We start from the raw sequence: 22235 nt of genomic DNA, 5'->3' as shown, positions 1-22235 counted from the left end.
CCCACCGGAGCCGCGTCACACTCCGTGAAATGCACCGCTTCCGATGGGTCTTCTTCGTCCTGCTTCAGTCGCTCGTCGCCCAGGCCGCCGAGTACCGCGTGGGCCCGGGCCAGCCTCTCGCCAGCATTGGCGCCGTGCCCTGGGAGTCGCTCCAGCCCGGTGACACGGTGTTCATCCATGCCCGCCCGACGCCCTATGCGGAGAAGTGGGTGCTGGGAGTGCGAGGCACGGCCTCCGCGCCCATCACCGTGCGCGGGGTGCGCGACGCGGCGGGCAACCTGCCGGTCATCGTCGGGGAGAACGCGACGACGCGCTCGCAGCTCAACTTCTGGAGCGAGCAGCGCGGCATCTTGAAGATTGGTGGATCCAACACGCCCGCTGACACGATGCCCGCCTATCTCGTGGTGGAGGACCTGCACCTGCGCCGCGCACGAGGTGCGTTCACCGGTCGCAGCGGGGCCTCCACCTACAGCGACAACGCGGCCGCCATCTTCATCGAGAAGGGCGAGCACCTCACGATTCGCGGCTGCGTCCTGGAGGACAGCGGCAATGGCCTGTTCGTCGCCAACGAGACGTCGGACCTGCTCGTCGAGCGCAATCACATCCTCGGCAATGGCAACGTCGACAGCATCTACGAGCACAATGCATATACCGAGGCGCTCGGCATCACCTACCAGTTCAACCGCTTCGGGCCCCTGTGCTCGGGGTGTCTGGGAAACAACCTGAAGGACCGGTCCGCCGGCACCGTCATCCGGTACAACTGGATTGAGGGCGGTAACCGGCAACTCGACCTGGTGGAGTCCGACAGCGTGGCCGTTCGCGCGTCGTCGTCCTATGCGCGGACGTTCGTCTACGGCAACGTGCTGCTGGAGCCCGCGGGCGCCGGTAACCGGCAAATCATCCACTTCGGCGGAGACAACGGGACGACGGCGGACTACCGCTCCCAGCTCTACCTCTTCCACAACACCATCGTCTCCTCGCGCACGGACCGCACCACGCTGCTGCGGCTGTCGACGAATGCCCAGACGGCGCACGTCACGAGCAATGTCGTCCTGGTGGCCGCGGTGGGAGGCAACACGCTGTCGCTCACGGACGAGGCTGGCACGCTGCGGCATGGCGGTAACTGGTACAAGCCGGGTTACGTCTCCACCTTCGGCACGCTCACGGGCTCCGTCGTGGACACTGGCGGTAACCTCACTGGCACCACGCCCGGCTTCGGCAACCTGGATGGCCAGGATTTCCACCTCGCCTCGGGCTCGCCGCTGCGCGGGGCCGCGGTGGCGCCTCCCTCCGAGGCCGCGTCCCTCACAGTGGACTGGCAGTACGTGAAGCATGTCGCGGCGGAGGCACGCACCGTGACGAGTCCGGGGCACATCGGTGCCTACGGGGATTCTTCGGGACCGGTGACCGGGACGCCGGATGCGGGCCCAGGCACTCCAGACTCCGGGACACCTGACTCGGGGCCGGGGACTCCCGATGCTGGGGCGCCTGACTCGGGGACGGATTCACCGGAGAAGTCCGACGATGACGGGGGCTGCGGAGCAACGGGCAGTGGCTTCGCGGGTCCTCTCGGACTGCTGGCCCTGGCGGCCCTCGCGCTTCGCCGGAAGTGGGTGCGGGAGTAGGCCCCGACCTCCACATGAGGCCACGTGCCGCGCTCTTCACGGGCACGGCACGCCTGTGTGCCCGGGGGCTGCGCGACTCCGGCGCCGAACTCGAGCACGCCCATTCGCGCGACTCCGGGGGCCTTGGAGCCAGGCGAGTGAGGCCCCCTGTACGAGATGCCGGAGAGGCTGCGAGACTCCTCGGCGGTGGTTGACTCCTCTGCCGTCCCCTCGGCCCCTCCCGTGAAGCCCGTCCGCCGTGTCGCCAGCCGACGCGAGCAGGGCGTCGTCTTCTCCGTGTCCTTCCTGTTCCTGCTCGTCCTGGAGGCGCTGTTCCGCCGATTCACGACGGACGGGCTGCGCTTCCAGGCGTGGAACTCCGAGCGGATGATGCAGACGCTGTCGCTCCGGGAACTGCGCGACGAGCCGGTGCGCTCCCTCTGGTATCTGCACATCCAGCCTCCCCTGCTGGACGTGTTGCGCGCGGTGCTCGGAGGGCTTCACGGCTCGCTCGACAGCGCTGCCCTGGTGGACGCCGTGGACCGGTGGACCTACGTCGCCTGGGCACTGGTGTTCGCGGCGACCGTGACGCTCGTCTTCGCCTGGGTGTATCGAGTGGCGGGGAGGGCCGCCGCCATCGTCGGCGCGGTGGTGACGGCGCTGCATCCGGGCGCCCTCGCCTTCGCCACCTTGCTGGACAGCACCGCCGCGAGCGCCCTCGCCTTCCTGTGGTTCTGCTTCGAGCTGTGGCGACTTCAGCGAGAGGGAGGCTCCATCGCCCGGCTCGCCACCGCGTCACTGGTCCTCTTCTTCCTGCGCTCCATCTTCCAGTGGCCCTTCTTCCTGCTCGTGGCCCTGTGCCTCGCGCTGAGGAACGTTCCCCTCCGGCGCGTGGGACGGTACGTCGCGCTGGTGGCGCTGTTCGCGGGGCCCTACGTCGCCAAGCAGCTCGCGCTCTTCGGCACGTCCATGACGTCCACCTTCGACGGACTCAACTTCTGTCGAGCCATTGGCCTGGGCGAGCCGGACCTCGGCGCGATGCGCCTGCCCTCGAACGTGCTGCCCACGGGGCTGCCCTCCCCTTCGAGCGCCGCCGTGCTGCGCCAGGACGAGAAGCTGGGGGGTTACTACAACTACAACCACCTGGATGCCCTGCGCTACTCGGTGGGGCTGAAGTACGTGTGCCGCCGGGCGCTGCTCGAACAACCCCTCTCCACGACACTGGCCTCCTTCGCGGAGAACGCCTCGCTGTATGGCGAGCCCTCCAGTCGCTACCAGCCCAATGTCCTGGTGGACCGGCTGCCGTGGCGCGAGCCGCTCGACTTCTTCTTCTCTTCACCCGTGCTCTGGCTGCTGCTGCTCCTCACGGGGGGAATGGCCGCGAGGCGACTCGAGGGCCGAGCGGCCTGGCTCCGCGTGGCTGGACTCCTGCTGCCCGTGTTGTACGTCGCCACGGTGAGCATCCTGTTCGAGAAGGGCGAGAACATGCGGTTCAAGTACTTCATCGAGCCGGTGCTCCTCGTGTTCCTCTGTGTGGAAGGCTCACGACTCGCCGCGCGGGTCATCGCCCGGTTCACGACACACACCGTGCCAGTGAAGACACACGAAGGCTCCGGAGTCGGTTGACGCCCGCGCCTCTGCTAGGCTGCGCGGCGGAACATGAAGGACCTGGACGCCATCCTCCGCGCCCGCGCGCACTCGCGGGGCCCCTGGGTACTGGCCACGGTGGTCGCCGTGTCCGGCTCGTCATACCGCAAGCCCGGCGCCCGGATGTTGATGGGCGAGGATGGCTGGCTCGCGGGTGGAGTGAGCGGCGGCTGCCTGGAGGCCGACATCGTCCGCAAGGCGTTCTTCTGGACGAGCACCGGCCCGCGCGTGCTGCGCTACGACTCCACGGGAGAAGGCGCCGAGGACGAAGGGGGCCTGTCCTTCGCGCTCGGCTGCAATGGCGTCGTGGATGTCCTGCTGGAGCGCTGCGAGCCGGGCCCCGTGGATGCGCTCGCCTTCGCGGCCGAGGCACGAAACCTGGGACGGCGAGCCGTCGTCGCCACCGTGTACCAGGGGCCCACGCACGCCGTCGGGGCGCGGCTGATGTTGCGCGATGACGGACTGGAGGCCGGTCACATCGCGGGCCCCCTGGGGGACGCCGTTCGCGAGGCGGCTCGCGAGGCGCTGGAGGTGGGGCGCACCTGGAGCGGCCCGTGTGGCGGTGCGGACGTGCTGGTGGAGGTGGTGGAGCCTCCGCATGCGCTGGTGCTCTTTGGCAGCGGCTTCGATGTGGCGCCCGTCGTGGTGCAGGCGGCGGGGCTGGGATGGCAGGTGACCGTGGTCGCGGATCGCCCCACGGAGACCTTGCGGCGCCGCTTTCCCCTCGCGCACGCGGTGGTGTCCGCGAAGGCGCGCGAGGCCGCCGCGACGGTGCCCCTGTCTTCACGCACGCTGGCGGTGTTGATGACGCACAGCCTGCCCCAGGACCAGGAGCTGCTGGCGGGCCTGCTGCCTCGGGCCCTGCGCTACCTGGGCGTGCTGGGGCCTCGCTCTCGCACGGACAGGCTGCTCGCGGCGCTCTCTCCGGCGCCCAGCGCGGCGATGCTGGAGAAGCTGCACGCGCCCGTGGGGCTGGACCTGGGCGCTGAGGGCGCGGAGGAGATTGCCCTGTCCATCGTCGCCGAGCTTCAGGCCGTCGTCGCGGACCGAGAGGGCGGGAAGCTGCGCGAGCGACAGGCGCCCATCCACACGGCGGCGACGCCTCCCGTGCGGAAGCTCGCGTGACCGCCGAGCGCACAACGGTGGGCGTGGTGTTGCTGGCGGCGGGAGGTTCTTCTCGCCTCGGACATCCCAAGCAGCTCGTCGTCCATCAAGGCCAGACGCTGGTTCGTCGCGCCGCCGAAGCGGCCCTCTGCCTGGGCGGGCCCGTCGTCGTCGTCCTGGGCGCTCACAAAGAAGCCATTGCATCGGAGCTCACCGGGCTGCCCGTTCGAACCGTGGCGCATTCCGACTGGGCACTCGGCCCGGGTGGCTCGCTGACGGCGGGACTCGCGGCGATGCTCGCGACAACCGACGCGCCTGCCGTGGAGGCCGTGCTCGTCATGCTGTGCGATCAGCTTCGCGTCGATGCCGCGCATCTGGCGGCGCTCGTGGCCGCCTGGCGAAGCACCGGTGCCCCCGTCGTGGCCTCCGAGTACGACGGGACTCGCGGCGTGCCCGCCCTGTTCGCCCGCTCGGTGTTCGCGGAGCTGGAGTCGCTCTCCCCGGAGCAAGGTGCGCGCAAGGTGATTGCCCGTGAGCCCTCGCGTGTCGCCACCGTCCCTCTCCCGGGCGGCTCCGAGGACGTGGACACTCCCTTGGACCTGGCCCGGCTGAAGTAACCAGCGAGCCCTCCTGGCCCAGCTCCTGCTGGAACTTCCGGAAGCGATGGCCGTCGTGAAGATAAAGCCCCTCGCGCGTTCCCACCCACAGGAGCCCCACCCGGTCTCGCAGCACCTCCGTGACGACTTTCACGGGGAAGACACGCGAGACTCCCGCCTCCTCCGGCGCGCCCTCGGAGGCGCCAGCCAGGAGCAGCCACAACAGGAGGACGAGCGGTCTTGGCACGCGAGGCGCTGACAGAGGCAGGGGCCCCGGACGGCAGCAAGGTCGCGACCTCGCGTCCGTCCGCCCTTACAGTCGCCCGCTGTTCAACTTATGCTGTCCGCAGGGTGGCACGCGGAGGGCACCTCATGGCTCACGCCCGCGGCCACCGCCCAGGGGGGAATACTTCATGGAGAAGAAGGACCAGCAGACACTCATCAAGGTCGGCCTGGGCGTACTCGCCTTCAAGTGGTTGTCGGGAGAGTTCATCTTCCTGTTCTCCATCGGCATCCTGCTCGCCATTGCCTCCATCGGCATCGTCATCGGGCTGGCCGAGTGGTTCCTCAAGTACGGCCTCATCGCCCTCGGCATCTACGTCATCTTCGTGCTGACGCTGCGCTGGCTGCACGGCGGCAAGAAGCAGCGCGACCTGTCCGACCTCCCCGACTTCGAGCAGCTCACGGCGTCCTCGCGCGCGAAGGCCGAGCGGCTCGAGGAGATCGACCCGGACGAGGCCCTGGCCCGCTTCAAGGCGGAGCACCTTGCGGAGCTCCAGCAGCCCACCCCGCCGCCTCGCAAGCCGTGAGCGTGAGCGCCTCGACAGCGCGGACGTGTGGCCCCTGTCGCCCAGGTGTGGCGACGTGAGGCACCTGGCCCGGCGCCCCCTGGGATGGATGCTGTTCCTCCTCGCGCTGTCGATGCTCCTGTTCTTTCCCCGCCTCATCGACGCGCTCAAGGCGCTGGAGCACGAGCCCGTGGAGCTCAAGCCGGGCTCGCTCCTCGTCGCCAGACCCGGCCGCGTGTCTGGCGCCTTCGACGAGACGGTGGTGTTGCTGCTGGACGCGGGCGAGGCGCGGAGCACCTGGGGGCTGGTGCTCAATCGCGTGCGCACCCGGGAGGACCAACCGCTGCCCGTGGGCGTGGACCGCTGGGGCGGGCCGGTCCGCGCGGAGCACCACATCACCCTCACGCTGCGAAGCCCGCCACCCGAGGGAGCGCATCCCCTGCCAGGCGGCCTCTCCTGGTACGAGGGGAGCCGGGAGCCTCACCTGCCCGTCGGCTCCTCGCTCACCTTCGAGGGCCTGGCCGCCTGGGCCCCCGGACAGCTCGAGGATGAGCTCGCCCGAGGAGGCTGGTGGGTGATGGAGGGCCGCGCGACGGATGTGTTCACCGCGCCGGGCTCGCTGTGGGTGGAGCACGCCGCTCGACACCTGTGAGGGCGTGACGCACTCCCTCCTTCCTCGTGCAGCCCTGCTCATGGGACGCATGGGAATCCCACGGCCTGGATTCGTCGACCTCCGGACACTGCTGCAATGCGGCGAGGCCGGTACGGCTTGGGAAGGTCCTGGCCCGTGACTACCTCCCCAGGGCCCCGCCACTCCGAGACGGTCTCCCCATGCGACAGCTCCGCTCCCCTGCCCCGCTCCACCTCTTCTCCGTCCTGGCGCTGGCCACCGCGCTGACCTCCACGTCCGCCCTGGCCCAGCCGGCGGCGACGCCGCTGGAGGACAATCGCCGCATCACCCTGGGCTACATCGCCATCGCCTATGAGCTGGGCGCGGTGTTGGACCCGACGCTCGAACCCGGCGGCGCCAGCGCCGTGCGGCCCAACTGGTTCACCTTCGCGCCCCACGCCTCGCAGACCGGAGGTGAGGGCATGTTGGGCACGGCCATCGCGAAGCGCATCATCGCCGCGGCGCGTGGGCAGCCCTCGCTGTCGGTGCTCCATGCGCTCCAGCGCGTGGGACTCAACGCCCAGCTGCGCGTCTCGCCCGAGCAGTTGGGGCTGGAGCTGGTGCTGCGCGGACTTCCCATCGACGCGGCCTCCTCGCTCGCCGCGCTCATCACGTCGCTCAACGGCGCGGCGCTGCTGGACGTGCGCACGCTGGCCGCCACGGCCGCGCGCTTCGCCGCGCTCTACTGGAGCGCTCCGGGCTTCTGGCCGCTCGACAAGGCAGAGAGCATCGTCATGACGCTGGAGCGCACGCTCCACGAGGGCAACCTCGCCATCTTCACGGACATCGGCGGCTCGGGGCAGCTGTACCTGGACTGGCGCCGGGGCGCGGGCGCGGTGACGCCGGAGCGCGTGCTGACGGAGTTCACGCTGGTGGACTCGGTGCCCGCGCAGGCCTCGCAGGCGTATGCCTACGCGCTGGCGCACGCATACGACGTCCCGCGTCCCTACCTGTTCGAGCAGGTCTTCCCGGGGATGCACTACAAGAGCCTGCTGGTGGCCGCCTTCGCGCTCTACGAGAAGGCCCGCGTGGCGCCGACACCCGCCGAGCGCGACGCGCTGGTGGCCATGGGCAACAACTACATCGCCTGGCGCGAGCAACATGACATGGCGCAGCCCGTCTTCTCGCCCCCGGTGCCGCGACCGGACGAGGTGTCGCGCGTCGCGCTGCTCCAGATTCTCACCCCGCTGTTGCGCACGGAGTTCGGCACGGTGGTCTGGAACTACGCCGACTATGCGTACAGCCAGCCGGACCGCGATGGGAATCCCCTGACGTCTCCGCCCACCGAGTACAACTGGGCCGTCTTCATGGACCGGTGGACGGGCATCCTCTACGCCTTCGACCAGGCGTACCTCCAGCCCACGGGGCTGTGGGTCATGCCGACACCCATCGAGGACCCGACCGCGCTTTCAGGCGGGTCCTGAGCCGCATGCCGCGTCCGCCTCGCGGAGTCAGCCGGAAGAGGGGTCGAAGCAAGCTCCGGTGGATGGCCCGGCGTGCGGACGCAGGCCCGCGTCACGATTCTCCGAACAAAGGAGGCGACTTGACGCATTTGGAGCGCCAGGGGACGGTTCAGTTCTACATGAACCCCGCGCCGTCCCCCGTGTCCGGCTCCTCGAAAGACACCTCCCACGACCCGCGAGTGTTGCCCGCCGCCGCCGCTGACGAGGCGGGACTCTCCGCCGACGCGCGCCTGAGTGTGCTGCGGGAGATGATGAGCGAGGCGTTCCTCTGCCTGGACGCCCATGGGCGGATTCGAGAGGTGAACGGCCGCGCCGCCGCGCTCCTCGGCCTCCCCGCCGACCAGCTCCGGGGACAGGAGCCGTGGGTGGCGGAGCCCGCGCTCGCGGGCACGTCCCTGCACGAGCGGTTGATGGCCGCGCTCGCCACCCGCGAAGGCGGACGCTTCCTGGCGGAGCTGCCCTCGCGCACCTGGCTGGACGTGAATGTCCAGGTCGTCGGCGAGGAGACGTGGGTGCTCGCGGCCGACATCACCCGCCGGCAGCGCGCGGAGAACGAGGTGGCGCGGACCGAGGAGCGCTTCCGTCAGCTCGGCGAGCGCTTCCAGGTGGCGCTGGACTCGGCGCAGATGGCCGTCTGGGAGACGAACCTCGCCACCGGCCAGGTGTTCCGCTCGGAGGGACATGACCGCCTCTACGGCTATCCGCATCCGCTGTCGGAGTGGACCCACGAGCGGTTCATCGAATCGCTGCATCCGGACGACCGGCTGGGCGTCCAGTCGCAACTGGATGACATCTTCGCGGGCAAGACGGATTCGTACATCTCCACCTTCCGGACGTACTGGCCGGACGGCTCGTGGCACTGGCTCACCAGCCGGGCCCGGGTGCTGCGCGACGCGACGGGCAAGGTGGTGGTCATCCGGGGCGCCATCCTGGACATCACCGCGCTGAAGGAGACGGAGTTCGCGCTGCAGGAAGCGGTGCGCACGCGCGACGACTTCCTCTCGCTGGCCAGCCACGAGCTGCGCACGCCGCTGACGTCCCTGCGGCTCCAGGCCCAGTTGCTGCGGCGCATGAGCGAAAGCGCGCCCACGGAGACGCTCGGCTCGGTCAAGGTGCAGGCGAAGCTGGAGGCCACCGAGCGACAACTGCGCAGGCTGAGCGCGCTGGTGGACAACCTGCTGGATGTCAGCCGCATCCGGACGGGCAAGCTGGACTTCCACTTCACCGAGGGCGACCTCGCGGCCGTCGTCTCCGACCTCGTCGCGCGCTTCGGAGACGAGGCCCGTCAGACAGGGGTGCAGCTCAATGCGTCGGTGGAGGGGCCGATGATGGGCCGCTTCGACCGGCTGCGGATGGAGCAGGTGGTGAGCAACCTGCTGTCCAATGCCCTGCGCTACGGCTCGGGCAACCCCGTGTTCCTCTCGCTCGCGCGCTACGGCGGCACCCTCCGCTTGATGGTGCGGGACAACGGGCAGGGCGTCCCGGAGAAGGACCGCGAGCGCATCTTCGAGCGCTTCACCCAGGGCGACAACGCGCAGCGGCGCGGAGGCATGGGGCTGGGGCTCTACATCGTCCAGCAGATTGTCGAGGCCCACGGCGGCCACATCCGCGTGGAGGACTCGCCCGGCGGTGGCGCGACGTTCGTGGTGGACCTGCCGCTCTAGGACGCGCCGGGCTCGTCGCGGACGAAGGCGAAGCCCCGAGGCACCTCCAGGCGATAGCCCGGGTCCTCGAACAGAAGGCGCGCGCCGGTGCCTTCCAGCACCTCCCGCAGGTGGCGCACGTGGACGCGCAGCGCGTTGTCGTGCAGGCGGGGGTCATAGTCCGCCTCCCACATGGCCCGCACACACGCCTCCTTCGACAGCGTGCGCCCGGGTTGGCGAGCCAGGGCGTACAGCAGGCGGCGGGGAAGCACGCGCGTGGCCAGCGAGACGGTGTGGCCTCCCGCGCGCAGGGCATGGTCCCTGGCGTCCAGCACCACCGCGTCCGACGCGGCGACGGGCGCCTCGACGGCGAGCCGGGAGCCGTCGGACGTCACCACCCGAAGCGAGGCGAGCGTGCGCGCCAGCTCCGGAATCAGCTCCGGGTCCGCCGCGCCTTCCGACGCGGAGCGCGCCGCCGCCTCCATCGAACCCCGGACCTCCGTCGCGCGCTCGGAGAGCCGGTGCAGCATGGCCCGGGACAGGTGGGCCAACGCGCGCTCCATCGCGAAGTCCTCGCCTCGCGCGAGGGGCTCCAGCGACGCCAGCAGTCCCTCCGCGCGCACGCTGTCGCCCGCCGTCGCCGCGGCCAGCGCCGCCAGCGCCCGCTGTCGCGCCGCCACGCCCGGACGCACCTCGCGAGGCTCCACGGCGCCAGGGCGCTCCACCTGTCGCAGCACGTCCGAGGCGCGGGCCGTCTCGGCGGCGCGAACCAGGCCCTCGGCGCCGCGCGCGCGTGCATCCGCCGCCGCGTCGTCCAGCAGCGCCAGCCCCTCCGCGCGCCGCCCCAGCTCCAACAGCATGCGGCCCGCGCCAACGCGGGAGAGGTGGTGGACGAAGAGATAACCGCCCTGCTCCGCGCGCACGGCCACCTCTCGCAGACCGGCCAGCGCGGCGCGCCGCTCGCCCCGCTCTCCGAGCACCAGCGCGGCGATGCAGTCCAGCTCCAGCGCGAGCCTCGGCGCGCCCAGTTGTCCCAGCCGCTCCCGCACGCCATCCAGCGCGGCCTGCGCCTGCGTGAAGCGCCCCAGCCGACTGAGGATGCCCGCGGACATCGCGGCCACCAGCGGCCCGCGCGAGTCGAGCGGCGCGCCCTCCAGCAAGGACAGACACTGGCTCAGGGGCTCCTCGAGCCCCTCGTCCCGGCCTTCAATCCAGCACATCAGCGCGCGGGCATAGGCGCACCAGCCGAGCACGCGCTTGTCGTCGGATGCGGCGCACGCGGCGTCTAGCATCTCCAGGGACTCATCCAACCGGCCCTGGAAGAAGCGCAGCGCGGCCCAGGCGAGCAGTTGCTGGAGGAAGACCTCCGCGTCGCGCGGCATGGGCATGGACCCGAGCGTCCGCTCACACGCGGGCAGCTCCAGCGAGAAGAGGGCCACCCGGACCAGCACCGTGCCCACCTGCTCGCGCAGCCCCGCGCTCCGCGCATCCTCCGCGTCCCCCAGTGAAGCCAGCAGCGCCACGAGCTCCGCGTACGCGCGGCGCAAGTCCAGCAGCCGCACCTGGGCACGGGCGCGCGCAAGCCCCACGTCCGGCGTGCACAGCGCGGGCGGCAGCGAGCCCAGCAGCGCCAGCAGCTCCCCCGCGGCGCCCTGCCGCACGAGGGCCTCAGCCTGCTCGACGACGAAGGAACGGCGCTGCTCATGGCGCCCCAGTGCCTGGAGATGGCGGCACATCGCGCGCACCCGCACCACCTCCGGCAGGGGCTCGCGCGCGAGCAACCCCAGGAGCGCTTCGTGCGCGGCGCGTGCCTCGTCGGCGTCGAGCAACGTCTGGAAGGCCTCGCGCACCAGGTCGTGGACGCCGTGGCGGCCCCGCGCGTCCGTCTCGACGAGGAGCCGGGCGGAGAGCCGCCGCAGCGCCTCGCCCGCCGCCTCTTTTGGCAGCACGTCGCGAAGGGCCGAGGCGGGCAGTGGCAGCTCCGACAGGGCCAGCACGGCGGCCACATGCCGCTCGTCCGGAGGCAGCGCGGCGAGGGCGGCGCGCACCGGCTCCTCCACGTCCGCGTCATTCGCATGCGCGCGCCTGAGGAGGAAGGGCACGCCCCGCGAGCGGGCCCACGCCGCGGCGAAGCCCTCCCGCGCGCCATAGAGCGTGTCCAGTTGCCGCCACAGCAGCTTCGCCGCGGCCTCCGGCAGCCCATCCAGCCGCAGCTCGAAGCGGTCCGGACTGGTGGCCTGGCGCGGCACCTCCTCGCGCGAGGTGGCCAGCAACGCGCCCTGGCGCAGCCGCCCGCCGAGCCCCTCCACCAACGCGAGCCGCTCCTCGGGCCGCAGCACGTGCAGGTCGTCCAGGACGAACAAGGCCCCGCGCGCTTCCAGCTCCCGCGCCAGATCCTCCAGTCGCGAGTCATCCGACAAGGCCTGGGCCACGGGCGCCTCGCGCAAGAGGCGGCGCGCGTCGTCGACCACGGCGTCCAACGTGTCTCCAGGAGCGATGCGGCGGTGGACCACCGGCCCCCGGTGGCGCGACGCGACGGCGGCCACCAGCGCGGACTTGCCCACCCCTGGCAGCCCATAGACAACGCCCGTGCGCACGCGCTTCAGCAACGTGCCCAGCCGCTGGAGCTCCTGCTTGCGCCCCACGAAGACGGCGGGCGGCCCCAACCCTCTCGGCGTTCCGGCCCGCGAAGCCTCCTCTCGCGACGCACGGGCAGCGCGCGAGACGGTGCCTTCAGTGCGCCTGCGTCGACTGCGTGGAGAGGGCGTTCCGGTGGGCATGATCGACCTCGGACCGACTCAGGAACCGCCCTCGCCACGCGGCGCTCGCTCGCCCTCACTCGGGGTGAGAAGCGACAGGGACAGCGTCTCGGGCGTCACCGCGCGGCCAGGTCTCATGTGCCCCAGCCTGACACACCCTCCGGCCGTATCCCTATGTCCAGCCGTCAACGACCGAGGGTTCGCCACTACGCGGAATCCGCCCACCCTGTGGGCCAACCCCAGACATCGTGTGTTTCAGGGTCACTCCGATTTTTCACAATTTGTCGCCCTCCGAGAAGGAATTGGCGCGCGAAGCGAAACAACTCGAAGTGAAATCGCGCATCATTCCCCAGCGTCCCAATGGCCAGGGAGCAAGCAGCCTCACCTGGTCAGCGCGCCATTGGGATTTCCGTCCGGAGGGCGCTCCGATGTGGATTGAAACCATCATCATGCCCCGGGAAGAGCGTGGGCCTCGACAGCCCCCGCCGCCCCCGCGAGACAGGCGTGCAGTCCTGCTCGCGGCGGGAGAGGAGAGCCGCGCCTTGCGAGACCAGGTGATGGGGTTCCTGAGCGCGCATCACCTGCTGGGAGCGGTGAAGTGGATGAGTGAGCCGGGCTTCCTTCCCCTCGTCACCCTGCACTGCACGGAGCGCGCCCTGGAGAAACTCCGCGAGGCCGCTGAGTTCGTCGTCGGTTGCGCGGCGCCCGTGGATGCCTACCAGCCGCTGACCACCACGGAGCCGGAGCTCTCTTCTTCGGAGCCGGTGTCCATGGCGGTGCCCGTCTTCGCTCGCTATCCCTGATGCATGGGCGCCCTCTTTGGCGCCACGCCTCACACCTGGGCCGCCGCCTCTGACTCCAGCAGGAACGCGCCCAGCTCCAGCACACGCTCCGCCACGCGGGCCGCATCGCTCGCGGAGGTGCAGAGCCGGGTGATGGCCTCTTCCGCGGACTCCGCGCTGGCCAGCCCGCGCACCCACTCCGGGGTGCCATCCTCGCCGGCGGGGTGTCCCTCCTCGGCGGCCAGCATCCAGTCCCGCGCGCCCTGACGCAGCCGCTCGGCCTCGTCCGCCGTGAAGACGAGCACCGCCGTGTCGTCATGCGTCGCGGTCCTCGGGTGGACCCGGCGCAGCGCCTGCACGAGCTGGTGGGCCACCCCCGTCAGCGTGACCTCGTGGACGTGGCTGTGCGCATCGCCCACCTCGCCCCGGCTGCGCAGGATGAGATTCCCCAGGAGCGCCGTGTACTGGAAGTCCTCGCGCCCGGTGCGCTCGTCGGTGGTGAAGACACTGGCCTCGCGACCGAGCCACGACTCCGAGCCCACGAAGCGGGCCTCCCCCACCGCGACTCGCACCGTCGCCGTGGAGACGCCGCGCGCCTCGCACACCTCGTCGGAGAGCGCTCCAGCGGAGAGCAGCTGGTGGTACGCCGCCAGCCCCTCGTCCAGGGTGACGTCGAAGTCCACCTGCCACCCCGTGAAGCAGAGGTCGTCCCCCGCGATGCCCGGACCCGCGGCGGCGCCCCCCACGCCGCGCGCGAAGTCCTGGAGCACCGACAACATCCCCGTGGGGCCGACGAGGACGCGGACGGTGCGAGCATCCCGCGCCGGCAGGAGCCATGAAGTCCCGCTCGCGAGCACGGCGAGCTCCGCCGTCCGCCCCCCAGCCATCGGCGATTCCCCCGGACCGCCCCAATCCCCTGTCATCGACTTCCCCCTGAAGTGAATGCTTGGGGAGTTGTCGTCCAAACCGGGGCGGAGGTGGAATTAAACCGAGTTAAATCCGCCGCCCCGCCCCCGACGCCACGTCACGCGAAGTGCTCGCGGAAGGCGCGCGGGTTGGGCCCGTCACCGCTCCGCTCGTACACCGCGAACACCACGCGCCTGAAGGCGCCGGGCAGGGCCGCCAGGGCGAGCGAGAAGGCGTTGGCGACCTCCACCGGCTCGTTGCGGAAGACGCCGCAGCCCCATGCTCCCAGGACGAGGACCTCATGGCCCTGGTGCGCCGCCACCTGGAGCACCTTCAGCGCCCGCGCGCGCAGCACCTCGTGGATTTGAGGCCGCAGGCCCACGTCCACCCGGAGCGCCTCGCCGGCATTGGGCGCGGGCGCGGTGAGCACGGAGAGGCAGAAGGGCCGCTCCAGCAGCTCCAGCGAGTCGCCCCGGAAGAACGGCACGTCCGGCGAGTAGATGAGGTGGTCGGTGTACAGCATCGAGCGCTCGGCGCGATTCGCGTCGTAGTAGCCCCGCTGCGAGAGCAGGCACGGATAGAGCGCCGAGCAGCGCGCCAGGTCCTCCTCCTGCGCCTTCGCGCCGCCCAGGAAGCCGCCGCCCGGGTTCTTCGCGGAGGCGAAGTTGAGCGCGGCGACCCGCGTCTCTCCTTCCTCCTCCACCAACCGCCGAGCGGCCTGCCCCGTCTTCTCGCCCGTGACTTCGATGTGGAGGTCCGGACGCTCCAGTCCCGGCTCGAAGGGAGGGAGCCGCCCGAAGTCGTCGGGCCGGTACAGCAACGTCCCGCTCACGGCGCGCGCCACCAGGTTCCCCAGCGAGACGCTCCGCCCCGAGGGCGCCTCATACGTCCCCAGCTCCGCGATTCGCACCGTTTGCCGCGCAAGCTCCTTCAACGACATGACCCGCTCCTGACAGACCTCCGCCGCGAAAAGGCGGCGAGACTTCGTGTTAATTACACACGAACTCTATCAACCCGTCCTGACAGGTGTCGCGCGACGGGGGGAACGAGCCGCCGGCCCCGGGGTGCGCCAGGGCCGGCGGTGAGGCGGGGTGCTACTCGCAGCCGACGCGCTGGGTGCGGCTGACCACCAGGTTGTCGACCCACGTCTCGGAGGCCGACGGCCCCTGGGGATGCACGAAGCCGTAGCCCACCCAGAAGTTGTTGAAGGAGCGCATGCCGATGTCGGTGAAATCGTGGGCCAGCGCGCCGTCCACGTAGACTCGCGCGTTGCCGTGGGTGCTCGACGCGGTGGGGCGGCGCACCTCCCACTCCAGGCAGACCCAGCGGCCGGTGGACATGCCCAGGTTGACGGGCGGGCCCTGACGATTCCAGCCCTGCCCCGTCCTCGCGGACCAGTCATCGAGCGCGAACCCCGTGTCCCGGATGACCTGCAGCTCGATGCCGCCGAAGTCCGAGTTCGTGTCGGAGAAGAGGACGAAGTAGGTGCCCATCTGCCCCTGGTCGCCGGGGAAGGCGTTCATGAACACGTGCGCGCGCACGAAGAGCTGCGTGTCGAACGGGGGGATGCTCTTCATCCACCGCGCAATCGCCTGGCCCTCGTTCTGCTTCTCGTCGATGCCGTCCTCCGTCACGATGTGCAGCGAGCGCGCGCCGGTGTGAGGCTTCGTGCCGTCCGCCTCGATGGTGGAGTGCTCGCGGCCGACATCCCAACCCGCGGAGCCGTTCTCGAACGTCTCGCAGAGGATGGCGCCGGTGGGGCAGGACGCGTTGCCCGTGCCGCCGTCGCCCGGGGGGCTGCCGGCGTCGGTGCCCGAGTCGGTGGGATTGGAGCCACCATCGCCGGGCTTGTCATCGTCATCACCGGAGCACGCCGGCATCACGCCCCACGCCAGCAACGCGATGGGCAGCAACAGAGTGACTTTGAAACGCATAGGGTCCTTCCAGGTTCGGGCGCGAGGCCCGGCCATGTCTGACGGAGCGCCCCGCGGGGCCGGGCTCGCTCTGGGGGTAAGGAGGCGTGGCGGGCTCCCCGGGCCGGCGCCAACCTCCGAGCGAAACAACTACCACTCCGAGCGCGCCCCCGGCAGCGGGGCCCGGCGGACCCAGGAGCGCGGCCGGCGCCACGTGCCGTCCACCCGCCCGCCTGCCCGGCACCACCCGGTGCCCCGCATCGAAACGGTGGCATCCCCTCCCGGGAAGGTGCAGAACTGCGCGCCTCGAACCCCCCACGTGAGGAATGCGCTCCCATGAAGCTCTACTACTCGTCCGGTGCCTGCTCCCTGTCCCCGCACATCGCCCTGCGTGAGGCGGGCCTGAAGTTCGACATCGAGAGGGTCGACTTGCGCGGCAAGAAGACGGAGACCGGCGCGGACTACTTCGCCGTCAACACCAAGGGCTATGTCCCCGCGCTCCAGCTCGACAACGGCACGGTGCTGACGGAGGGGCCCGCCATCGTCCAGTACATCGCGGACCAGGCGCCCGAGGCGAAGCTGGCCCCCGCCAACGGCTCGCTCGAGCGCTACAAGCTCCAGGAGCTGCTCAACTTCATCTCCACCGAGATTCACAAGGGCTTCAGCCCCCTCTTCAACCCGGCGTTTCCCGACGAGGGGAAGAAGATCTACAAGGACCGGCTCGCGGTGCGCTTCAAGACGCTGGACGAGGTCCTGTCGAAGAACACGTTCCTCATGGGTGAGCAGTTCACCGTCGCGGATGCGTACCTCTTCACCGTGCTGAACTGGGCGAAGCCCGTGCAGGTGGACCTGGAGGCGTTCCCCGCGGTGAAGGCCTACCACGCGCGCATCGCCGAGCGTCCCCACGTGCAGGCGGCGCTGGCCGCCGAAGGCCTCAAGAAGTGATTCCGGCCTTCGTCAAGCTGCTCGTCTCGGACCTGACGCGCTCCCTCGCGTTCTACGAGGCGCTCGGCTTCGAGCGCACCCAAGCAGAGCCGCCCTTCGTCCGCCTTCAGTGGGCGGGCGCGGTGGACGTCTACCTCGTCGCGCCTCCAACGCAGTTGCAGTTGGAAGGCCGGCGGGGACTGGGTGTGCTCGTGGGCTTCCGCGTCGAGGGCACCAGCGGCCTGGACGAGCTGCTCCTGCGGGCGCAGGCGCAGGGGGCCGCGGTGGAGGGCCCCGCCATCCAGCCGTGGCACACCCGGGAGGTCATCGTCACCGACCCGGACGGCTACCGGCTCAACTTCATCGAGCCCGCGTAGCGCCGCCTGACCTGGAGGGTTTGCAGAGGCCCTCCAGGAGCAGGTCCATCATCAGGGTCGCGGTGCGCATCAGTGGACGCATGTCGATCCACTTGTCCTCGGGCCCCATCACCAGGTGCAGCGCGACGAGGCCATGCAGGCCGCCCCAGAGCGCCTGGCTCACCAGCTCCACGTCCTGGTGCTCGGGCCTGAAGCAGTCCGCGTCCTTCGCCTCCTGCACGGACTGGCGCAGGAAGGCATAGGCATCCTGCTCGGGGTTGCCCTGCTCCGGGCCGTCCGGGCCCGTGGTCCCCACTTCGGCCGGGCGGCGCTCCATGAAGAGCAGGCGGTAGGTGGTGGGGTACTCCTGGGCGAAGTCGATGTACGCCCGCCCCATCTTCCGCAGGCGCTCCACCGGGTCCTTCACCTTGGCGACCTTGTTGAGCACCTCCGCGAAGCGCAGGAAGTCATGGGCGCACAGCTCCTGGATGAGCGCGGCCTTGTCCTTGAAGTGCACGTAGATGGCGGTGGCGCTGTACTCGATTTTCTCGGCGACGCGCCGCATCGTCATCGCCTCGTAGCCCTCCTGGACATAGAGCTCGCGGGCCGCATCCAGGATGCGCTGCCGCGTCGCCTGCTTCTCCCGCTCTCGTCGCTCCTTGATGCCCATGGTGCCTCTCGAGTGCCGCTATGCCGCGCCACCGGCCGATGCGACGGAGCCGGGCAGCGGGGACGCAGGCCCCTCGCTGGCCGGTGCCTCGCCCTCCCGCTCCACCTCCGGGGCCAGCAACTTGTACACCACCGGCGTCACCACCCGGGTGAGGACGGTGGAGGAAATCAGCCCACCGATGATGACCCACGCCAGGGGTGAGTAGAGGCTGCTGTGCTCCAGCGCCAGGGGCAGCAGGCCCCCCAGGGCCGTCAGCGTGGTGAGCAGGATGGGCAGGAAGCGCGTCTCGCCCGCCTGCTCGATGGCCTCGTCCACGGACAGGCCCCGCGCGCGCAACTGGTTGGTGAAGTCCACCAGGAGGATGCTGTTCTTCACCTCGATGCCCACCAGGGCGATGAAGCCGATGGAGGCGGTGAACGACAGCGTGTTGCCGGTGAGGAACAGCGCGAGGATGCCGCCCACCAGTCCCAGCGGAATCACCGACGCGACGATGAGCGTGCTGCGGAACGTGCGGAACTCCAGCACCAGCACCGCCAGCACGCCGAAGGCCGCGATGATGCCGGCCGCGGACACGCCGTCGAAGCTCTCCTGGCGGCTCTCCAGCTCTCCGGCCGCTTCCAGACGGTAGCCCGGCGGCGGCTTCACCTCCGCGTCCAGCCGGCGCAGCACGTCCTGGATGACGTTGTCGTTGATGTAGCCGGTGGCCACGCTGGCGGAGACGGTGACGGAGCGCTCGCCGTCGTGGTGGGTGACGCGGTTGGGGCTGGCCTCCAGGCGCACCTGGGACACCTGCATGAGCGGCACCTGCGCGCCGGTGACACTGGCCACATGCAGGCGCTCCAGCGCGCCCAATGCCGGCCAGGCGCCGGACTCCAGCGGCATCCGGACGAGGATGGGATGGTCCTCGCCCGCCTCGTCGCGGAAGGTGCCCGCCGGCAGCCCCGCGAGCCCGAAGCGCACCGCGCGCGCCACCTCCGCCGCGGGCACACCCAGTTGCCCCGCCTTCTCCCGGTCCACCTCCACCTGGAGGTCCGTGCGACGCGTCTGCACCGGATTCTTCACGTAGAGGGTGCCCGGCGTCGTCTCCAGCACCTGCTGGGTCCGCGCGGCCAGCGTGCGCAGCGTCTCCAACTCCGGCCCCACCAGTCGCACCGCCACGGGCGCTTCGATGGGAGGCCCCTGCTCGAACTCGCGCACCTCGATGCGCGCGCCGGGGTACGCGGACAGCTCCGCGCGCAGGCCGTCGAGCAGCGCGGGCGTCGTCTCCGAGTCGTAGTCCTGGAGCTGGACGAAGAGCTCGCCCACGTTGGGTCGCTCCGCGCTCGGCTGGACGTTGTAGTAGACGGACGGGTGGCCCCGCCCCGCGTTGGCGGAGACGGAGACGACCTCCGGCCGGCGGCGCAGGGCGTCCTCCACGAAGCGCACGGCCCGGTCGGTCTCCGGGAGGCTGGCGCCCTCGGGCGTCTCCACCTTCACGTAGAACATGGGCGTGCCGGCCTTCGGAAAGAGGCTGAAGCCCACCACCGGCACCAGCGCCAGGCTGCCCACGAAGAGCGCCGCGGCCACCACCACCGTCACCACCGGCCGCGCCAGCGCGCGGTGCAGCAGCGGGCGGTAGCTGCGCTCGATGAAGTGGTGGAAGAAGCGCAGCACGCGGTTGCCCTCCGGGTGCTCGCCCTCCGAGAGGAAGAGGCTGGCCAGGAGCGGAATCACCGTGAGCGACACCAGCAGCGAGGCGAGGATGGTGAACACCACCGCCATGGGCAGGCTGCGGATGAACTGACCGGACGTGCCGGGCAGGAACAGCAGCGGAACGAAGGACAACACCAGCGTGGCGGTGCAGCCCAGCACGGCGAGGCCAATCTGCGACGTGCCCTCGATGGCCGCCCGCACCCGGCTGCGCCCCATGCGCAGGAAGCGGGCGATGTTCTCCACCACCACGATGCTGTCATCCACCAGGAGCCCCAGGGCGATGACGAAGCCGACGATGGAGAGCTGGTTGAGCGTGAAGCCCGCATGGTGCAGCGCCGCGAGCCCCAGGGCCAGGGACAGGGGAATGGACACCATGACGATGAGGCTGGCCCGGAAGCCCAGGGGCAGGAGCGTCACCAGCACCAGGGCCAGCGCCAGCGCGAAGTCCATCGCGAAGCCGCCCAGCCGCCGCTCCACCTGGAGCGACTGGTCGAACCCCGTCTCCAGGCGGACACCCTTCGGCAGCTCCCGGGCCCACTCGCGGGCGACCTCCAGCGACGCGTCCCTCACCGCGAAGACGTTGCCGCCTTCCTTCTGCGTGACGCCGACGAAGACAGCGCGCTCGCCGTTGAAGCGTCCCAGGTGCACCGCGTCCTGGTCCCGAAACGAAACCTCCGCCACGTCCTGCAAGCGCACCACGCCCGCCTCGCCACCGGACACCACGGTGGCGCGCACCTGTTCGAGCGACGTGTACTCGCTGCTCGTCTTCACGTTGAAGCGCCGCGCGCCCAGGTCCACGCTGCCCGCGGGGACATTGAGGTTGGCGCCGCCGAGCGCTTGCAGCACCCGCTCCAGCGACACGCCCACGCGCGCCAGCCGCTCCGGGTCCACCGACACGCGCACCTCCTGCTTCGTCGCCGCGAAGACCTCCGCCTTCTTCACGCCGGACACATGCGTCAACCGGTCCGCCAGGGCGTCCGCGTGCCGCTCCAGCTCCCGCGCGGAGACATGAGGCCCCACCAGGGCGAACTGCACCACGCTCACGTTCGCCGCGCTGTGACGGAGGACCTCCAGGCGCACCAGTCCCGAGGGAAGCTGAGGCCGCGTGGCGGTGACCTGCCGCAACACCTCCGCGTGTTTGTCATCCGGGTCCGTGGAGGACTCGAACTCGATTTCCAGCTGCGCCAGCCCGTCCTCCATCTGGCTGCGCACCTCCTTCACGTCATCGAGTTCCTCGAAGGCCTCCTCGAGCGGGTCCACCACGAGCTGCTCGAGGTCCGACGGGCTCGCTCCGGGGTACACGGCGATGAGCGTGAAGCCCGGCATCGGGAAGACAGGGTCCTCCGCGCGGGGAATGGACAGCGCGCTGGAGACGCCCAGCGCGACCAGCATGGCGAACACCACCAGGGTGAGCTGCGGGTTCTTCACGGCCGCGGTGGAGAGCTTCATCGCGCCTCCACCACCGCCACCGCCTGGCCGTCGCGGAGGAAGGCCACGCCATCCGTGACGACGTGGGCGCCCACGTCGGGCCCCTCGGACAGGGCCGCGCGGCCGTCCTCGTTGGAGAGGAAGGCCACCCTCACGCGCTGGCGCCGCGCGCTCCGACCATCCGGGTTCACGATGAAGACGCTGGCCACGTCACCGTCCCCTTCCAGCAGGGCCTCCACCGGAATGAAGCGCACCGTCTGCCGCTCGGACGGAAGGACCCGTGCCTTGGCGGAGAGGCCCGACAGCAGTCGAGGGGAGGGCTCCGCGCCACCTCGCTCGTCGGCGCCGGCCACGCGTGCGGGAACCTCCTTGGGGAGTCGCAGCTCGAGCTCCACCTCCGCCGTGCCCAGGCCCGGCGTGGCGGCGCTGGCAATCTCGCTGACGCGCGCCTGGAACGTCCGGCCGGGGTAGGCGTCGAGCGATACTTCCGCCGCGTCCCCTTCCCGCACGCGCACGACGTCGCGGTCCGTCAGGCCCACGCGGACGACCCAGCCGCCGTCCGCGCTCGCGAACTGGAAGAGGGCCTGGCCGGGGGACACCACCTCACCGGGCTCCACCAGCCTCCGGAGGATGCGTCCGTTCGAGGGCGCTACGAGGGTGGCCTGTCGCTGGTTGAAGGCCGCGGCGCTCCAGGCGGCGTCGGCGACCTCGAAGGCCGTGGTGGCGTCTTGCAGCTGCGCGCGCGTGGCCACCTGGGCCTCGTGAAGTTGCTTCGCGCGCTCCAAATCCCGGGCCGCCTTGTCCCTCCCCTCGCGAGCCTGGGCCACCTGAGGGCCAATCTCCGACGGGTCCAACGCGGCCAACACCTGCCCTCGCGTCACCGACCGACCCTCGTCCACGGCGACCTGCCTGACGATGCCACCCAGCTTGAAGGACAACCGCAGCTCCTGCTTCGCGGCGAGCACCCCGCTGGCGCGCACCGGACGGGTGACCTCCTCCGCCACGACGGGCACGGAGCGCACCTGGGCGGGCGCTTCAGCGGAGGAAGCAGGCCCCGGAGCGGCGGTTGCCGGGCGCGAGCACCCCACCAGGGACAACAGCCCCACGACGAGGATGGCGAAGCCGCTCATCCACGCGGCGGACAGGGTCAACGACGGGGCACGCACCATGACGGCGACTCCCTCCCGCCTTCATCGAGGCAGGCAGACACCCCGCCTCATCGCGAGGCCGGGTTTACACAGGACCATCACTTAACGCCGTTAACTCAACGAGACAAGGTGGTTCACATAA

At 70.6% G+C, this 22235-nt stretch carries 18 protein-coding genes; 11 read left to right on the top strand and 7 right to left on the bottom strand.

What is annotated here, in order from left to right; all coding sequences use genetic code 11:
- The first annotated feature begins 29 nt into the window (after positions 1 to 29).
- From HUA75_RS00455 to HUA75_RS00420, 8 genes are all read left to right on the top strand, one after another.
- Positions 30 to 1625: a right-handed parallel beta-helix repeat-containing protein gene (locus tag HUA75_RS00455; protein WP_174485260.1), complete on the top strand. Its 1596-nt coding sequence runs from the start codon at positions 30 to 32 to the stop codon at positions 1623 to 1625.
- A gap of 186 nt (positions 1626 to 1811) precedes the next feature.
- A complete protein-coding gene (locus tag HUA75_RS00450) occupies positions 1812 to 3230 on the top strand; it encodes a hypothetical protein (protein WP_174485259.1) in 1419 nt (472 codons plus the stop codon).
- Positions 3231 to 3263: 33 nt separating this feature from the next.
- Positions 3264 to 4376, top strand: a complete 1113-nt coding sequence (locus tag HUA75_RS00445; RefSeq protein ID WP_174457647.1) for an XdhC/CoxI family protein — start codon at positions 3264 to 3266, stop codon at positions 4374 to 4376.
- A complete protein-coding gene (locus tag HUA75_RS00440; RefSeq protein ID WP_371746024.1) occupies positions 4373 to 4972 on the top strand; it encodes an NTP transferase domain-containing protein in 600 nt (199 codons plus the stop codon). The genes HUA75_RS00445 and HUA75_RS00440 overlap by 4 nt, the downstream gene beginning before the upstream one ends.
- Before the next feature lie 392 nt (positions 4973 to 5364).
- Complete coding sequence (locus HUA75_RS00435) at positions 5365 to 5760, top strand: hypothetical protein (protein WP_141645987.1); 396 nt, start codon at positions 5365 to 5367, stop codon at positions 5758 to 5760.
- A gap of 55 nt (positions 5761 to 5815) precedes the next feature.
- Complete coding sequence (locus HUA75_RS00430; RefSeq protein WP_174485258.1) at positions 5816 to 6391, top strand: YqgE/AlgH family protein; 576 nt, start codon at positions 5816 to 5818, stop codon at positions 6389 to 6391.
- Between the two features lie 179 nt (positions 6392 to 6570).
- Positions 6571 to 7833: a hypothetical protein gene (locus HUA75_RS00425; protein WP_174485257.1), complete on the top strand. Its 1263-nt coding sequence runs from the start codon at positions 6571 to 6573 to the stop codon at positions 7831 to 7833.
- 5 nt (positions 7834 to 7838) lie between these two features.
- Positions 7839 to 9536: an ATP-binding protein gene (locus HUA75_RS00420; protein ID WP_371746023.1), complete on the top strand. Its 1698-nt coding sequence runs from the start codon at positions 7839 to 7841 to the stop codon at positions 9534 to 9536.
- Here HUA75_RS00420 and HUA75_RS00415 read toward each other — a convergent pair.
- Positions 9533 to 12181: a winged helix-turn-helix domain-containing protein gene (locus tag HUA75_RS00415; RefSeq protein ID WP_174485256.1), complete on the bottom strand. Its 2649-nt coding sequence runs from the start codon at positions 12179 to 12181 to the stop codon at positions 9533 to 9535. The genes HUA75_RS00420 and HUA75_RS00415 overlap by 4 nt on opposite strands.
- A 635-nt stretch (positions 12182 to 12816) precedes the next feature.
- Between HUA75_RS00415 and HUA75_RS00410 the strand changes: the two genes are divergently transcribed.
- Entirely contained in the window at positions 12817 to 13077 is a 261-nt protein-coding gene (locus tag HUA75_RS00410) for a hypothetical protein (protein ID WP_254614659.1), read from the top strand.
- A gap of 29 nt (positions 13078 to 13106) precedes the next feature.
- On the opposite strand, the gene HUA75_RS00405 is transcribed toward HUA75_RS00410, so the two are convergent.
- The 3 genes from HUA75_RS00405 to HUA75_RS00395 form a co-directional block, all read right to left on the bottom strand.
- The gene (locus HUA75_RS00405) at positions 13107 to 13943 is read right to left on the bottom strand and encodes a hypothetical protein (RefSeq protein ID WP_174477557.1); all 837 of its coding nucleotides are present in this window, start codon (positions 13941 to 13943) and stop codon (positions 13107 to 13109) included.
- 137 nt (positions 13944 to 14080) lie between these two features.
- Positions 14081 to 14902, bottom strand: a complete 822-nt coding sequence (locus tag HUA75_RS00400) for a TIGR02452 family protein (RefSeq protein WP_141646752.1) — start codon at positions 14900 to 14902, stop codon at positions 14081 to 14083.
- Positions 14903 to 15056: 154 nt separating this feature from the next.
- Positions 15057 to 15896 (bottom strand): hypothetical protein, encoded by an 840-nt coding sequence (locus HUA75_RS00395; RefSeq protein WP_174485255.1) that lies wholly within the window; start codon positions 15894 to 15896, stop codon positions 15057 to 15059.
- A gap of 315 nt (positions 15897 to 16211) precedes the next feature.
- Between HUA75_RS00395 and gstA the strand changes: the two genes are divergently transcribed.
- Together gstA and HUA75_RS00385 are read left to right on the top strand one after the other, a co-directional pair.
- Entirely contained in the window at positions 16212 to 16820 is a 609-nt protein-coding gene (gene gstA / locus HUA75_RS00390; RefSeq protein ID WP_174485254.1) for a glutathione transferase GstA, read from the top strand.
- The gene (locus HUA75_RS00385; RefSeq protein ID WP_174485253.1) at positions 16817 to 17176 is read left to right on the top strand and encodes a VOC family protein; all 360 of its coding nucleotides are present in this window, start codon (positions 16817 to 16819) and stop codon (positions 17174 to 17176) included. Before gstA ends, HUA75_RS00385 begins: the two co-directional genes overlap by 4 nt.
- Here the strand turns inward: HUA75_RS00385 and HUA75_RS00380 are convergent.
- Genes HUA75_RS00380 through HUA75_RS00370 form a run of 3 tightly spaced genes read right to left on the bottom strand, consistent with a single transcriptional unit; the run spans position 17160 to position 22114 of the window.
- A complete protein-coding gene (locus tag HUA75_RS00380) occupies positions 17160 to 17825 on the bottom strand; it encodes a TetR/AcrR family transcriptional regulator (protein WP_141646748.1) in 666 nt (221 codons plus the stop codon). The genes HUA75_RS00385 and HUA75_RS00380 overlap by 17 nt on opposite strands.
- Before the next feature lie 18 nt (positions 17826 to 17843).
- Positions 17844 to 20966 (bottom strand): efflux RND transporter permease subunit, encoded by a 3123-nt coding sequence (locus tag HUA75_RS00375; RefSeq protein ID WP_141646747.1) that lies wholly within the window; start codon positions 20964 to 20966, stop codon positions 17844 to 17846.
- Entirely contained in the window at positions 20963 to 22114 is a 1152-nt protein-coding gene (locus HUA75_RS00370) for an efflux RND transporter periplasmic adaptor subunit (RefSeq protein ID WP_174485252.1), read from the bottom strand. Before HUA75_RS00370 ends, HUA75_RS00375 begins: the two co-directional genes overlap by 4 nt.
- Between the last annotated feature and the right edge of the window lie 121 nt (positions 22115 to 22235).

It is taken from the genome of Myxococcus sp. CA040A (assembly GCF_013336725.1).
Classification (GTDB): domain Bacteria; phylum Myxococcota; class Myxococcia; order Myxococcales; family Myxococcaceae; genus Myxococcus; species Myxococcus llanfairpwllgwyngyllgogerychwyrndrobwllllantysiliogogogochensis.
The sequence above is the reverse complement of the archived record's forward strand: the minus strand, read 5'-3'. Positions and strand labels throughout refer to the sequence as shown.

What these genes read in the sequence shown, in the direction of transcription:
- HUA75_RS00455 (WP_174485260.1), top strand. Translation starts at nt 30, where the DNA reads ATGCACCGCTTCCGATGGGTCTTCTTCGTCCTGCTTCAGTCGCTCGTC.
- HUA75_RS00445 (WP_174457647.1), top strand. Translation starts at nt 3,264, where the DNA reads ATGAAGGACCTGGACGCCATCCTCCGCGCCCGCGCGCACTCGCGGGGC.
- HUA75_RS00435 (WP_141645987.1), top strand. Translation starts at nt 5,365, where the DNA reads ATGGAGAAGAAGGACCAGCAGACACTCATCAAGGTCGGCCTGGGCGTA.
- HUA75_RS00425 (WP_174485257.1), top strand. Translation starts at nt 6,571, where the DNA reads ATGCGACAGCTCCGCTCCCCTGCCCCGCTCCACCTCTTCTCCGTCCTG.
- HUA75_RS00420 (WP_371746023.1), top strand. Translation starts at nt 7,839, where the DNA reads ATGCCGCGTCCGCCTCGCGGAGTCAGCCGGAAGAGGGGTCGAAGCAAG.
- HUA75_RS00405 (WP_174477557.1), bottom strand. Translation starts at nt 13,943, where the DNA reads ATGGCTGGGGGGCGGACGGCGGAGCTCGCCGTGCTCGCGAGCGGGACT.
- HUA75_RS00400 (WP_141646752.1), bottom strand. Translation starts at nt 14,902, where the DNA reads ATGTCGTTGAAGGAGCTTGCGCGGCAAACGGTGCGAATCGCGGAGCTG.
- HUA75_RS00395 (WP_174485255.1), bottom strand. Translation starts at nt 15,896, where the DNA reads ATGCGTTTCAAAGTCACTCTGTTGCTGCCCATCGCGTTGCTGGCGTGG.
- gstA (WP_174485254.1), top strand. Translation starts at nt 16,212, where the DNA reads ATGAAGCTCTACTACTCGTCCGGTGCCTGCTCCCTGTCCCCGCACATC.
- HUA75_RS00380 (WP_141646748.1), bottom strand. Translation starts at nt 17,825, where the DNA reads ATGGGCATCAAGGAGCGACGAGAGCGGGAGAAGCAGGCGACGCGGCAG.
- HUA75_RS00375 (WP_141646747.1), bottom strand. Translation starts at nt 20,966, where the DNA reads ATGAAGCTCTCCACCGCGGCCGTGAAGAACCCGCAGCTCACCCTGGTG.
- HUA75_RS00370 (WP_174485252.1), bottom strand. Translation starts at nt 22,114, where the DNA reads ATGGTGCGTGCCCCGTCGTTGACCCTGTCCGCCGCGTGGATGAGCGGC.